This is a genomic window from Pseudoalteromonas sp. FUC4, assembly GCF_008370255.1.
Taxonomy (GTDB): Bacteria; Pseudomonadota; Gammaproteobacteria; order Enterobacterales; family Alteromonadaceae; genus Pseudoalteromonas.
In genome coordinates, this window is record NZ_SEUI01000001.1 from 852,136 (window position 1) to 865,788 (window position 13,653).

Here is a 13,653-nt window from a genome sequence, read left to right on the forward strand (position 1 = left end):
TGTTTAACGCTAAATTATTTATAAAACGTAATTGATACAAGTAGTTAAGTAAATGCAGGTGAGTTAGCTGCATATATAAAATACCAGTAAACCTATTTACAGTAGGCTTTGTAACTTACAAATATACTTTATATCGTTTGTTAATGATTTGAACGTTATATTGTTGCATTTAAATATTGATATAGTATAACATTCGCCGCATTCTAATTCATGAAAGAGCTTGAATGTGACAACACACCAACCGGTTAACCACACATCTAATAACGATTCTACAATTGCAGAACAATCAAAAAATCAAAATAATGACAATAAGAGGGCTAATTATAAAGCCATTATTGAAGTGGACTCGCTTAGTTTTAGTATTAAAAACAACGCTATATTAAAAAACTTAAATTTTACGGTGGGCTCAGGCGAAATTTACGCATTACTTGGCGGTAATGGCGCGGGTAAATCAACCACTTTAAAAACGTTACTGGGCTTTAATAAACCAACGCAGGGCTCGGTACGAGTAGCGGGCAAAGAGGTGAGTAAAGCACTTGACTTTGTTCGTGGTAAAACGGCGTATTTACCAGAGTCTGCAACGTTGTACCCGCATTTAACAGCACGCGAAAACGTAGAATATTTTTTATCACTTGCTGATATTAATAAAACAGACGAGCAGATTAATGCCGCGTTTAAGCGTGTTGCTTTGCAAGAAGGGGCGTGGGAGCGCCCTATGCAAACATACTCTAAAGGCATGAGACAAAAAACCGCGATTGCATTAGCTATTTTACGTGAAGCACCGATATTTTTACTTGATGAGCCTACATCAGGCCTCGATCCTGTTGCCATAGATGAGTTTAACCAGTTAGTACGTGAGCTTGCATTATCAGGCGCTACTATTTTAATGGTTACACACGATGTATATGGCGCCTGCCAGGTAGCAAATCGAATTGGTTTACTAAGAGCGGGTGAGCTGGTGGGCGAATTTGACGCGCCCGAAAATGGCCGTATTGATACTGAACAAGTGCATGCAGCTTTTGCGCAAAGAGGCGCGTAATGAGCATACATAACTTTTCAAAAGTGGTTATAGTCGCCAAAGATGAATGGCGCTATTGGCTACGCTCAAAACTAGCAATGACTGTGCTGGCTATTGGTTTATTGCTAACGCTTTCATCGGTAGTGGTTACCGCCATTACTATGCATGAACTTAGCCATGCTCGCCATGAGCTTCAATCAAATGCTGAGCAAAGCTTTGTTGATCAACCCGATCGTCACCCGCACAGAATGGTGCACTATGGGCACTATGCATTTAGAACGCCTTCACCACTGAGCACGCTCGACCCAGGTATTGACGCTTACACAGGTAACTCAATATTTTTAGAAGGACATAGGCAAAACAGCGCAATGTTTGCCGACCAACGACAAGGTACAGCACTTACCAAATTAGGTAGTTTAACACCTGCTTTTATTGTGCAAACATTAGCGCCGTTACTTCTTATATTAATTGGTTACAGCTCTATTAGTCGTGAGCGTGAATCGCAAACGCTTTCATACTTATTAGCGCAAGGCACATCGGGTACTACATTAATAGTCGGTAAAGGTTTAGCGTTACTTTCTGTTGTGGGCTTAATTATTGCGCCACTGGCAGTATCGGCTTTATTTACGATGTCTGCGGGCGAAAGCTTACTAGCAGTTACAAGCTTTGTTGTAGGTTACGCTTTATATTTAACCGTGTGGGTATTACTCATTTTATTAGCATCGAGCGTGTTTAGTAAAAACAGTGGTAGCTTTACAGCGCTTGCGTTTGTATGGATTTTACTGTGTATTGTTATGCCGCGTGTTGCAAGTACGAGTGCATCAACAGCTGTACCATCAACGGGCAAAATAGAAACCGACTTTGCAGTTAAAGCTGAGCTTAGAAAACTAGGCGATGGCCATAACACGAACGATCCTGCATTTAAGCAATTTAAACAATCACTCCTTGAAAAGTACAACGTAAATAGCATTGATGAGCTGCCAGTAAACTTTAGAGGGTTAGTGGCAAGTGAGTCAGAGGCAAAACAAACCGATGTACTAAACCAATTTGCCGAACAGCGTATGCAAGCTGAGCTTAAACAAACGCAAGTATCACGTTATTTTGGCTGGGTATCCCCTATGGTGGCTATTCGCTCGCTCTCTATGATTGTTGTGGGTACAAGTATAGAAACGCACCACCGATTTTTACGCGAAACCGAGCAACTACGTTTTGATTTTGTGCAAGGGCTTAATAAAGTTCACATTGAAAAACTTAACTACCAAGACGACATGAACCGCAATGCCAATGCCGCAGCGACTCAAAAAGCACGCGTAAGCGCTGATAATTGGCAAATTCTGCAAGCCTTTAACTTTACTGTAGATAGCGCAAATATTCGCGCACAAAGAAGTGTACCTGCTTTTTTACAATTATTGCTGTGGATAGCAGTGCTAGTAGGCGGTATTAAATTTGTAGGGAAGCGTTTGTCATGAACTATTTAATTAAGCAATTTACGCGTGAATGGGGCTTTTTACTGCGCCAAAAATACGTAGTGGTGTTACTGCTTTGTAGCCTTGTGTTATCTGGTTTTGCTATTTACAGCGGGCTAAGCGAAGTAAGCGAACAGCAGCAAACTATTGAGCGTTTAAAAGCTGCAGATCAAAGCGACCGCGCTAACGTACAGCAAAAGCAAAACGATGCGGGCATGTTAGCGTATTACAGCTTTCATTTAACGTACTCTCAGCCATCTAACCTTGCATTTGCTGCATTAGGTGAGCGCGATATTTTCCCGTGGAAGCACCGCATTAATTTGTTGGCGCTTGAGGGGCAAATTTACGAAAGCGATGCACAAAATGCTGAGCTGGCACAAGCCGGAAAAATAGACTTTGTGTTTGTAATTAGTGCGCTTGCGCCACTGGTTATTATTTTGCTGTTTCATGATTTATTTGCAAGCGAGCGCACCAGCGGCAGGCACGATCTATTAGTAACTACTGCTAAGTCTTACTTTGCTTTATGGGGCGCACGCATAACCGTGAGGTTTGTAGCGTTAATAGTGTGTTTAATGCTGCCATTTTTTGTGGGTGCTTTTATAGCTGGAGCAAGCGCCTTTAAAGTGGCGTATGTATCACTTTTATGCATTGCATACCTTGCATTTTGGGCAGTGCTTAGTGTGTGGTTAGGTAAAAATGCAACCAGTGCGCCGCGTGTTGCTTCAAGCTTAATTGGTTTGTGGGTGTTATTTGCTTTTATTATTCCTATTTTAGGCGACCTTGCTATTAATAAAACGGTGCACTCTCCTAATGGTGGCGACATTGTGCTTACACAGCGTGAAGCGGTAAACGACGCGTGGGATTTACATAAATCAACCACCATGAATGCTTTTATTAAAGAGTACCCAGCACTTGCGCCTTACGTTGATATGAGCAGTGAATTTGAATGGAAATGGTATTACGCATTTCAGCAAATGGGGGACTTGAAAGCGGCAGAACTTTCACAAGCTTACCGCGATTCAGCCGCTAAAAAATATGAGCTAGCGGGGACTGTATCTTGGTTGTCGCCACCGCTTTTATTACAACGTAGCCTAACGCGTGCAGCTAATACCGACTCGGTGGCAGCTTATAACTACGAGCAGCAAATTAGAGATTACCATCAACAATTACGCGAGTTTTATTACCCGTGGTTATTTTACAAAGGCGACCCAACTAAAGCAGCCCTTGAAAACATGCCACGCTTTGAAAGCACCACGCAAACCAGCAAATAAAAATACAGCGCTAAACATAGCTGTTTAGCGCAATAACATATTTAAAACACAACTATAAAATACGTACATTACTCACAAGGTAAAACATGAAAACCAATACAAAAGGGCATAAGCTCACCTATTTAAGTGCTTGTTTAGTAAGTTTGTTTAGCAGCCAGATTATGGCCGCTGAGCAAAAGCAGCAAGTTAAAAGCGTAACGGATGACGCAATTGAAAAAGTAACCGTTGTTGCAACTCGCCAAGCTTACCAAGGTAACTTTAGCCCTTTAGAAACACCGCAATCGGAGCTTAAAATAGATTTAGAAGCCCTCGAAAACGCTGGTGCAGTAAGCCTTGATCAAGCACTTGATTTATCAGCCTCTGTTGCGCGCCAAAATAACTTTGGTGGGCTTTGGAATAGTTTTGCATTACGTGGTTTTGTAGGTGATGAAAACCTACCTAGTAACTACTTAGTAAATGGCTTTAATGCTGGGCGTGGTTTTGGTGGCTCGCGTGACTTATCTGGTATTGAATCGGTTGAGGTTTTAAAAGGCCCACGCGCGGCGTTATTTGGCCGTGGTGAACCAGGTGGTACAGTAAACTTAGTTACTAAACGCCCAACGTTCGATACCGCAGGTGAAATTAAGCTTACTGTAGGTAGTTTTGATACTTATCGCGCCGATGTTGATTACACAACGCCGCTTAACGACGACGTAGCAATTAGACTGGTTGGTTTTTACGAAGACGCCGAAAGCTTTAGAGATACCATAGAAACCACTAAGCAAGGCTTTAGCCCATCAATAGTGTGGAATATAAACGACAGCAGCCAGCTAATATATGAACTTGAATACTCCGATCAAGAAGTCCCATTTGATAGAGGCGTTTTAGCTATAGATGGCGAACTTGGTTTAATTCCTGAAAGTCGCTTTTTAGGTGAGCCGGGCGACGGCCCAATTGAAGCCGATGTACTAGGGCATCAGTTAGAGTACATTCATGACTTTGATGATAACTGGAGCATTTTATTTGGTGCAAACTATCGTGATACCTCTATGGAGGGCTTTGCAACCGAAACCGGCTTTGATGGCGTGATTGACGGTGAAGTAAATCGCTTTAGACGCTACCGCGATTTTGATGCAAAATACCAAGTATTTAGAACTGAGGTAAGTGGTAATCTTGAGCTGGGCGGGTTTGAGCACCGTTTAATTATGGGTGTTGATGCCGATAAATTTGAAAACGATCAAGTAATTTTACGTGTACGTGGTGATCAATATATTAATGTATTTAACCCTGTTTACGGCGCGTACGAATTACCAACGCCAACAGCTAATACTGACCGAGTAGAAATTCAAGAGTCGGTAGGGGTATTCATTCAAGACCAAATAAGCATTACCGATAAGTTAGATATTCGCATTGGTGCACGTTTTGATGATTATGAGCAGCGCTTAAATAACCGCTTAGCCAACACCAACACTAAACAAACTGAGTCACGTGTGAGTCCGCAGTTTGGTGTGGTGTATGAAGCAAGCGATTATGTATCTGTTTATGGAGCTTATGGCGAAAACTTCCGTCCGCTTTCGGGCGCTGATGCTAATGGTGATGGTTTTGAGCCAAACCAGTCTACATCTGCTGAGGTGGGTGTTAAATTTACGCTAAACGATGGCGCCTTATTTGGTACTGTTGCTGTGTTTAAAGTAGAGCAAGACAACATGCTTGTTGTAGACGATGCAACTGCGTTTACTTACGCAGCTATTGGTGAAGCACAAAGTAAAGGAATAGAGATTGATATTACAGGTGAGCTTACTGATACATTAGAAGTGTGGGCGTCGTATGCTTATACTGATGCAACAATCGAAAACTCATTTTTTGATGCCAACTTTGGTTACACAGTAGAGGCGGGTAGCTCGTTATTAAACATACCAGAGCAACAGCTTAGCTTGCAATTGGTTAAATCGGCCGCTTTATACGGTAAAGCTATAAAATTTGGTGGTGGTTTAATACATGGTGGTAAGCGTAATGGTTTTTTTGGTACCGACTTTGAACTACCAAGTTACACAACCGCGCGTGCTTTTGTAAATTACGATGTAACAGACGCGATTGATATTACGGCTGAGGTAAATAACGTGTTTGATGAAACGTATTATACAAACTCGTTTGCTGATGCATGGGTACAACCTGGTACACCTAGAAACGTTAAGTTTTCTGCATCATATAAATTTTAAACTGTTAATCTAAAACTCAAAAAGGCTGCTTAAATTAGGCAGCCTTTTGTTTTTAAAACCTCTAAAATACGTACTTAAAACGGTGCATAGCCATCATTTGGCTTGTTAGGGTTACTCCAGCGCTGTTTAGCATCAACAGGAATTCGTGGTGCACCTTGTGCTGGTAATCGACCGCGCTCCCCATACAACCACAAGACAAAGTTAGTTCGCTCGCCACTGGTAATAGGCTTGGCTGCATGTGCAATATTGCCTCGATGTAACATGGCAGTACCCGGCTTAAAGGTAAGTGATTTTATGTCGCCTGTGTACGGGTGATAAAAGTCAACTTCTGACCCTGTAAACTCTTCGCCTGGTAAGTTTAAGTTAATGTTAAGCGTTACAGCTGATGCGTCGGTATGTGGACGAATTGACGAATCTGTATTTGGCTCATAATAAATTGAAAAACCAAATGTTTGTGTATCAAACCCCATAACCTCAGGGAACAGCATACGCGAAATAGGGCGCATATAAGTGTTTAGTATTTCGTTATAAAATGCTTGAAAGCTTGGCGCGGCTAAATAACCTTCTGAGCGGCTATCAAGCATGGCGCCACGGCGATTCAACACTATGCCGTATGGCGGGCGCAAAGGAATTTGCGAATTCCATACTTGTTCTAAATATCCGCGTAAAACTGCGAGGCGCTCAGGATCAAAAAATTGAAATTGAAACACATCAGGGGCTACTTCGTGTAATAACGCTTTTACGGCAAGCTCTTTTGATGGATCGTCCCATGCTTGCTTTACTGCTTCGCGTAGGTTTTTATCAAGTAGTGTGTCGTCAAGCGTGAACGTTGAGCTATCTATTGATGTTGCTTCCCATTCGCTCCACGCGTTTGTAATTAGGTCGGTGTTGCTATTCCAAAAGTGTTGTACTGATTGTTCACGGTAAAGCATGGCTTGTCGTGTTGGTAATTCTAGAGCACGCGCTAGCTGTAATTGGTTGGCAAACATTTTGTGTCACTCCAGTTGTTGAATTTGGTTTATATCAATCTAAGAGTGCAATTTATTGCATTTGATTTAGTAGATAAACAGCCTGCTTTAGGAAACAGAATATACTATTTATTGATAATGAAGGTTTGTATACTTACTTGAAGCAGAGATAGCTAGTTTTGTAGATAAGTAAAAGGCTGCACAATATGCAGCCTTTTATTGGTGTAATTTAAGTTGCTTAATAAATACTAGTGAGTTGCTCTGTCGCCCCAAATTTCTTCTAGACGGCTGTCGCGACCACAACGCCAACGATACGTGTTATATCGGATTGGGTTGTTTTTGTAATAATCTTGGTGAAAGCTTTCCTTCCCTTTAATAGGGTAAAAGGTACTTGCGTTTAGTATAGGTGTAACCACAGTTTGATTAGGAAACTCGGCAACTACTGCTGCTTTTGTTTTTTCAGCTAATTTACGTTGTTCGTCGTTTTGTACAAATATAGCGCTTAAGTAACTAGGGCCTTTATCACAAAATTGGCCTTTTGCATCAAAGGGATCAATATTTACCCAGTAATGATCAAGTATACCTTGATAGCTTACTATAGCTGGATCGTAAGTGATTTCTACGGCCTCGTAATGGCCTTTATGATTACCATTGTATGTCGGGTTTTTAAGTTTACCGCCGGTAAACCCCGAAATTACATCGGTTACGCCTTCTAGCTTTTCAAAGTCACTTTCCATACACCAAAAACAGCCTCCAGCTAAAACGGCTTTTTCAGTTTTTTCTGCATGGGAAAATGTACTAAACAAAATAACGGCAGATGTTAATGCAAGCGTAAGTGATTTTTTCATAAAATTATCCACCTGTAGTGTGAGTTTATAAATACTTATAAAGTTAGACCCGCTTAGTGCTAATACAATTTCATTGTAGAGGGCTGGCTAATTTGTCTATGGTGCAATATTGTCTTTTGACAAGCTTTATAGGGATGAGGCTAGTAGTAAGATCACTATTTAAGTTAGTAGCATGGTTTAATTAAGTTAACCAATTAAGCGTTATTTAAAGGGTTGTTGAATTATGCTTACGTGTTCATTAAAGTGACAACATTAGTGATATAAATTAGCAGGTGACAAATGAACCAGTTAACTGAAAAATCAATAAGCTGCCCTTATTGTGGAGAAAGTATTGAAGTATTACTTGATGCAGCAGATATTGATGAGCAATACATAGAAGACTGCCAAGTATGCTGTAAGCCAATTTCGTTTGTGGTATTTGAGAATGATGACGAGCTAAACGTTAATGTTTACAGTGAAGACGAAGCATTTTAACTCGTTAATTAGATAGTAGGCTGCAAAGTTGCAGCCTTTTTACTGTGTATGTGTTTGGTTAGCTATTTTGCTCACGCGCTAACTGGTTAGGAAGAAGCTCTTCTACTATTTCGCGTGCTGGCAGTGTATAGCGTGTGCCGTCAAACATTACTGAGGTAAACTCGTTAATATTAGTAATGCCTGTTAAGGTCCAGCCTTCGCCGCGCTTTGGGCAATATACTGTGGTAGTGGGTTGTATTACTTTAAAATCGTCACTCATTACGTTATCCACTCTTTTTGCTTTAAAGATAATGCTTGTTAATGGCGTATGGTAAGTTAATAATGCGTGTCCATAAAGAGCTAATTAACTTACCACTTAAATAAAATGTTTAATACCACAAAGCTTGAACGCGTTACGCTGCGTTTAATTACCCACAAACACGCTGCGTGTTTATTTAATATTTTAAACCACCCACATGTGTCAGAATTTAACGACTACGAAACACCGCTCAGCAAAACGCAAATCAAGCAATTAATACAAGATGATATTAGTGCATATTACGAAGGTGAAGTGATTAGAGTTGCAATTGAACATAATATATCTGGAAAGTTAATGGGTACTTGTGGGCTTTATAATTTAACGCCGTGTAAAAGTAGTGCGTTTATAGGATTTGAGCTGCATCCTGACTTTTGGGATAAGGGCGTAATGTTTGAAGTGGTGACCGGTTTTATTGAAACCCTAGTTAAGCATGTACCGCTTAAACATTTGTCGGCCGAGGTGAGCGCACATAATGCACGTTGTCATAATTTACTTATGAAACTAGGGTTTAGTTTAAGAGAAAATTCTGTCTGGCATAAATCACTTTAACTCATCACGAGAATTATAAGCGCTTATCTTTTTACAATCGTCAATCCTTAAAGCTCAGTAAATAAAATACAAAATATAGTAGCTTTCTATTATAGTTAAGCGTAAGTAAATGAATTTGTTACCCGTGTTTTATTAAACATTTACGCTTAACAAGGATTTTATATGCTAGAAAAACTCTCTCAAGATGCGCTTGTAATTTGGGCGACCATTGACCCTATAGGCACAATGGCGCTGTTTGCTGCGCTTACTTCTCATTTAACTGATCAACAACGTCGTAAAACTGCATTTAAAACGGTGCTTTATGCGGGGGGCGTATTATTAGGGTCTATTTTAATAGGGCAACTAATACTTAATGCGATGGGAATTAGATTGGTATCGTTTCAGTTAGGGGGCGGAATTATATTGTTTTTGTTTGGCCTACAAATGATTTTTGGAAACGATTCTAACAAAGCTAAACAAGACCCCGATCACGATATAGCCGTGTTTCCGCTTGCTATACCAGCAACTGCGACCCCAGGCGCTATTTTGGCGGTAATACTACTTACCGACAATCATATTCACCCAATTACTACTCAAATAGGGACAGCGCTTGTTACACTTGGTGTGTTGGGTATTACATTAATACTGTTGCTGCTTTCGGGTAAAATTATTAAGCTAATTGGTACTGGCGGCGCGTCTATTTTAACGCGTGTGATGGGGATGATTTTAGCCGCGTTTTCGGTTGAGCTTATTATGACCGCGCTTGAAATAAAACAATGGGTTAAGCTTGGTTAAATAACCCCTAAACATTAAAAGGAATGCTGTATGGCAATAAAAATAACAAAACACTATATTATTAATTTAAGTTTGGCCGTAGTCATTTTTGCAATTGGTATTTTAGCCATACGTTATTACAACCATTATGTATCGGCCTATACAGATGTAACAATTAACTCAAGCGTGCTTAATGAGTCGCGCAAAGTGTTTATAAGATTACCGACTAATTACAATCCTAAAAAAGCATATCCGTTAATTATTAAAACCGATGGTAATTTTAATTTAGATACATGGGATAAAGCACTTACCAAACAAGCTAAGAGCGAAAAAGGGGATAAGGCTATATTGGTGTCTATTCCTAATTTATTTTTTACAGATACACGTAATCGCGATTTAGTGCCTCCTTATGCTCGCCAAGATGTAAATACACAAGCGCGCCCAGAAAATGAAACACTTATAGAGCCTAATGGTGAAGCCGACAAGTTTTTAGCATTTATTGAAACTGAGTTACTCCCGTATTTATCGGCAAAATATAAGCTTAGTAATAACTGTGTATTAAGTGGTTTTTCTGCCGGTGGCAGCTTTGTACTTTATACCTTGCATACAAAGCCTGAACTGTTTAATGGCTATTTTGCTTTTAGCCCAGCGGCTTGGTATGACGATATGACCGTAGTTAATAATGTAGAAGCGTTTTTAACTTCTCAAGCTAACAAAATTAAGTCACCTACTTATTTATATCTTTCTGTTGGTGGGGCAGAGCATCCGTTAATGTTAAAAGCGTTTAGTAATTTAGAGACTGTTTTAACAGCCAACCCTAACAATAACCTTGTGTGGCAAAGCGCTATAAACAAAGGTGCTGAGCATTCAGATAATCCACCACTTAGTGTATCAAAGGCATTAGCTGGTTATAGTGCGTTTATTAAAAAGTAGATTAGATAGGTTTAAGCGATAACTGTATGTATATACAGTTATCGCTGTTTTATGTATTTAGAATGCTCAATCTGCTTTATAGCACTTTACTAAGTTTAATATTATTAACGACTTAGAAAGGGCAGTTGGTTTAATTTATATTTGCACAGCAAATAAATTAACTGTATTTATATACAGTGCTTAGGTGTTGAGTTAGAATGACGCCAGTACCTATGGGTATATAACACACGTATTTGTTACTGCTTTTAATCAGCTTTACGCCTTTGTGATCAGCAATAAGCAGTGTAAGTACTTTGTAGTTTCAGTACAGTTTAACGATCTTTTTACGCTCTTAATGTAGTTAATATAAATTAGCTGGTGGCTTTATAGTATAAGAACACATCATACTAAGTATTGTTATAACGCTAAACTTAGCAATAGAGTTGAATTAGAAAAAGATTATCAATAAGATAGTGCAGATAATAAAGCAGGATGTTTAGATAAAAAGAGCATTTATAAAAATGCTCTTTTTTAAGTTACTACTACTTTGCTTTGATCGGTTTAAAAAACAATACTAGTGCAATTATAAACGCTGAAACGCTACAAATTATAAATACGTTTTTCTCGCCACCAGGTATGTACTGCATAAATGAGGTAAAAAACTGACCCGAGAATACAGCCATCGTAAAGTACGATAAATTACGGCCGCGTACTTTCACATCACTGAGCTCTACCGTCATATGGTTTAAAAGCGGGATGCTAAAACCAAATCCTATACCTATTAATATTGCGCCTAAAATTAAAAGTAGGGTGCTTACTTGTGTAAAACAAATATACGATAAACTAAACGCTAAAAAGGCAAATGCCAAAACTTTGGGCTCACCAAGCTTCTTTGTTATTTTAGGCATAAAGCCTGCGGTAACTACAGCCACTAAAGATATAAATGCGAGTAGTTGGCCTATTTGTGATTCGTTAAAGTTTTCCTCGTTCATTGTAATGGGCAGTAAAACAGTAGACGTAAAAAATATGGTCATCGCGAGTGTTGAAATTACATAAACGCTTTTTAACGAGAGACCATTATTAGCTTTGTGGTTTAGATGTTCTGACACTTCATCGTTATTACTAGCCAGTGAGTTTTTACTTGGCACAAATAATAAAAGCATGGCCAAAAATACCCACGCTATTAAATAAAGTGAAAATGGCAGTGCCCAAAATTGCGACGCTAATAATCCGCCTAAAAATAAAAATATAACACCGCCTAACTCTATCGCCATGCCTTGTTTTGCAATCATGCCAAGGCGTGCTTCGCCTGTGTACCACGTAGAAATTAAAACCGTACAACTTGCCATTACCACAGCAGTTATACCGCCGAGTAAAAATCGATTAGCAAATACAAGCGTTGAGCCTTTTAAAAAGTAAGCGCTGGCACCTGCAACCCCATATAAAAATAACCCAATGACTAAAAGTTTATAAGCTCCGTATTTATCTATTAATTTTCCTGCTAACGGCGCAAAAACCACAGCGCCTAACGATGGCAACGTAATTAAAAGTATGGTGTTATCGGTTATACCTAATCCTTGTGAAATAATTACTAAACCTGGCGCAATTAGGGTTCCCACCATAATAGTTAAGCTGGCAATACACAGTAATGTAAAGCTACCCGCTGTTTTTAACATACCCATTTTTACTCCTTAAGTTTTAAGCGATTACTTTTTAGCAAATGAATTAAAAATGCCACTTAACAAAATAAATATAATGCTTACAGCAACAACGCCAGGCCATTGATACAGTGCAAATGCTTTAACACCAACCATTGAGCCAACAGCGCCTCCAATGTAATAGCCCAGCATGTAAATTCCATTTATGCGACTTTGCGCAGTGGGGTCAATACTAAAAACACGCACTTGGTTAGCCACTTGTGCACTAAATATGGCAAAGTCGATTAAAATAATGCCAATAATTAACGACGCTAAACTGCCATTAAACAAACCTGTAATAGCAAAGCCGATTGCCGCAAGCGTAAGTGCAATCATAATTAGAGCTTTAGACCCTAATTTGCTGACCCATTTACCCGATGACTTAGCGCCAATTACGCCAGCCAATGCTATTACACCAAATAAACCCGCTTGTTGAGCGTTGTAGTTAAATGGCTCGTTACTTACATAAATTGCAAGTGTTGCCCAAAGCACATTAAATGATGCAAACCAAAATGCGCCCGAAAGTGTAAAATGCTGCAGTGATTTATGTTTAATAAACAACGCCAACGTACTTTTAATGAGAGGCCAGTAACGCAAATTAGTGTGTGGCTTATTGCCAGGTAAAAACACGCGCAGTAATACACCAAATAATGCTGCGAGTACTGCCGACATTAAAAATACACTTCGCCAACCAAATTGCTCACCTACAAACCCACTTAACGTTCTTGAAAGTAAAATACCGATAGTTAAACCCATCATTAATGTGCCTAACGTGGCACCTTTTTGCTCGCTCGATACAAGCGATGCTGCAAAGGGTATTAATTGCTGGGTTATATTGGCGCTTACACCAATTAAAAATACCGATATAAGTAATAAAGGTAAGTTAGGTGCAAGCATTGCTGCACTACAAGCCACTACTAATAAGCTCGACAAAATAGTAATTAAACGCCTGCGAGCAATCGAGTCACCCAAAGGAGAAATAAATAATAACGCAAACGCGTAACCAATTTGTGTAAGCGCGGGAATACTCCCAAGCTGCGAATCAGTTAAATTAAATTCGTTCGCTATAAGCGGTAAAATAGGCTGGTTGTAGTATAAGTTTGCTGCTGTTGCGGCAATTGCAGTGGTCATCAGTAATAAAATAAATCGACTTAATGACTGATTTTGTTTGGGTTTGGTCATAGCTGTCTAGTGTTGTTAA

General features: G+C 39.5%; 13 protein-coding genes. 8 read left to right on the forward strand and 5 right to left on the reverse strand.

What is annotated here, in order from left to right:
• Window positions 1-274: 274 nt before the first annotated feature.
• The 4 genes from EU510_RS03835 (at window position 275) to EU510_RS03850 (ending at window position 5,953) form a co-directional block, all read left to right on the forward strand.
• Window positions 275-1,039: an ABC transporter ATP-binding protein gene (locus EU510_RS03835; protein ID WP_149592690.1), complete on the forward strand. Its 765-nt coding sequence runs from the start codon at window positions 275-277 to the stop codon at window positions 1,037-1,039.
• Window positions 1,039-2,487: an ABC transporter permease gene (locus EU510_RS03840; protein ID WP_149592335.1), complete on the forward strand. Its 1,449-nt coding sequence runs from the start codon at window positions 1,039-1,041 to the stop codon at window positions 2,485-2,487. Before EU510_RS03835 ends, EU510_RS03840 begins: the two co-directional genes overlap by 1 nt.
• On the forward strand, window positions 2,484-3,755 hold the full coding sequence (locus tag EU510_RS03845; RefSeq protein ID WP_149592336.1) for a DUF3526 domain-containing protein: 1,272 nt from the start codon (window positions 2,484-2,486) through the stop codon (window positions 3,753-3,755). Before EU510_RS03840 ends, EU510_RS03845 begins: the two co-directional genes overlap by 4 nt.
• Before the next feature lie 86 nt (window positions 3,756-3,841).
• Window positions 3,842-5,953, forward strand: coding sequence for a TonB-dependent siderophore receptor (locus EU510_RS03850; RefSeq protein ID WP_149592337.1), 2,112 nt, complete (start codon window positions 3,842-3,844; stop codon window positions 5,951-5,953).
• A 74-nt stretch (window positions 5,954-6,027) separates the two neighbouring features.
• Here the strand turns inward: EU510_RS03850 and EU510_RS03855 are convergent, their stop codons facing one another.
• Together EU510_RS03855 and msrA are read right to left on the reverse strand one after the other, a co-directional pair.
• A complete protein-coding gene (locus EU510_RS03855) occupies window positions 6,028-6,942 on the reverse strand; it encodes a 2OG-Fe(II) oxygenase family protein (protein WP_149592338.1) in 915 nt (304 codons plus the stop codon).
• A 227-nt stretch (window positions 6,943-7,169) separates the two neighbouring features.
• On the reverse strand, window positions 7,170-7,769 hold the full coding sequence (msrA, locus tag EU510_RS03860) for a peptide-methionine (S)-S-oxide reductase MsrA (protein WP_149592339.1): 600 nt from the start codon (window positions 7,767-7,769) through the stop codon (window positions 7,170-7,172).
• A 279-nt stretch (window positions 7,770-8,048) separates the two neighbouring features.
• Between msrA and EU510_RS03865 the strand changes: the two genes are divergently transcribed.
• Window positions 8,049-8,243 carry a CPXCG motif-containing cysteine-rich protein gene (locus tag EU510_RS03865; RefSeq protein ID WP_149592340.1) on the forward strand — a complete coding sequence of 65 codons (195 nt, stop codon included), beginning with the start codon at window positions 8,049-8,051 and terminating at the stop codon, window positions 8,241-8,243.
• A 58-nt stretch (window positions 8,244-8,301) separates the two neighbouring features.
• Here the strand turns inward: EU510_RS03865 and EU510_RS03870 are convergent, their stop codons facing one another.
• The gene (locus EU510_RS03870) at window positions 8,302-8,502 is read right to left on the reverse strand and encodes a hypothetical protein (RefSeq protein WP_002962626.1); all 201 of its coding nucleotides are present in this window, start codon (window positions 8,500-8,502) and stop codon (window positions 8,302-8,304) included.
• Between the two features lie 105 nt (window positions 8,503-8,607).
• Between EU510_RS03870 and EU510_RS03875 the strand changes: the two genes are divergently transcribed.
• From EU510_RS03875 to EU510_RS03885, 3 genes are all read left to right on the forward strand, one after another.
• Window positions 8,608-9,090, forward strand: a complete 483-nt coding sequence (locus EU510_RS03875) for a GNAT family N-acetyltransferase (RefSeq protein ID WP_149592341.1) — start codon at window positions 8,608-8,610, stop codon at window positions 9,088-9,090.
• Window positions 9,091-9,252: 162 nt separating this feature from the next.
• Window positions 9,253-9,864: a MarC family protein gene (locus tag EU510_RS03880; RefSeq protein WP_149592342.1), complete on the forward strand. Its 612-nt coding sequence runs from the start codon at window positions 9,253-9,255 to the stop codon at window positions 9,862-9,864.
• Window positions 9,865-9,894: 30 nt separating this feature from the next.
• The gene (locus EU510_RS03885; RefSeq protein ID WP_149592343.1) at window positions 9,895-10,776 is read left to right on the forward strand and encodes an alpha/beta hydrolase; all 882 of its coding nucleotides are present in this window, start codon (window positions 9,895-9,897) and stop codon (window positions 10,774-10,776) included.
• A gap of 521 nt (window positions 10,777-11,297) precedes the next feature.
• Here the strand turns inward: EU510_RS03885 and EU510_RS03890 are convergent.
• Together EU510_RS03890 and EU510_RS03895 are read right to left on the reverse strand one after the other, a co-directional pair.
• Window positions 11,298-12,437, reverse strand: a complete 1,140-nt coding sequence (locus tag EU510_RS03890; RefSeq protein WP_149592344.1) for an MFS transporter — start codon at window positions 12,435-12,437, stop codon at window positions 11,298-11,300.
• A 24-nt stretch (window positions 12,438-12,461) separates the two neighbouring features.
• Entirely contained in the window at window positions 12,462-13,634 is a 1,173-nt protein-coding gene (locus tag EU510_RS03895) for an MFS transporter (RefSeq protein ID WP_149592345.1), read from the reverse strand.
• Window positions 13,635-13,653: the final 19 nt, after the last annotated feature.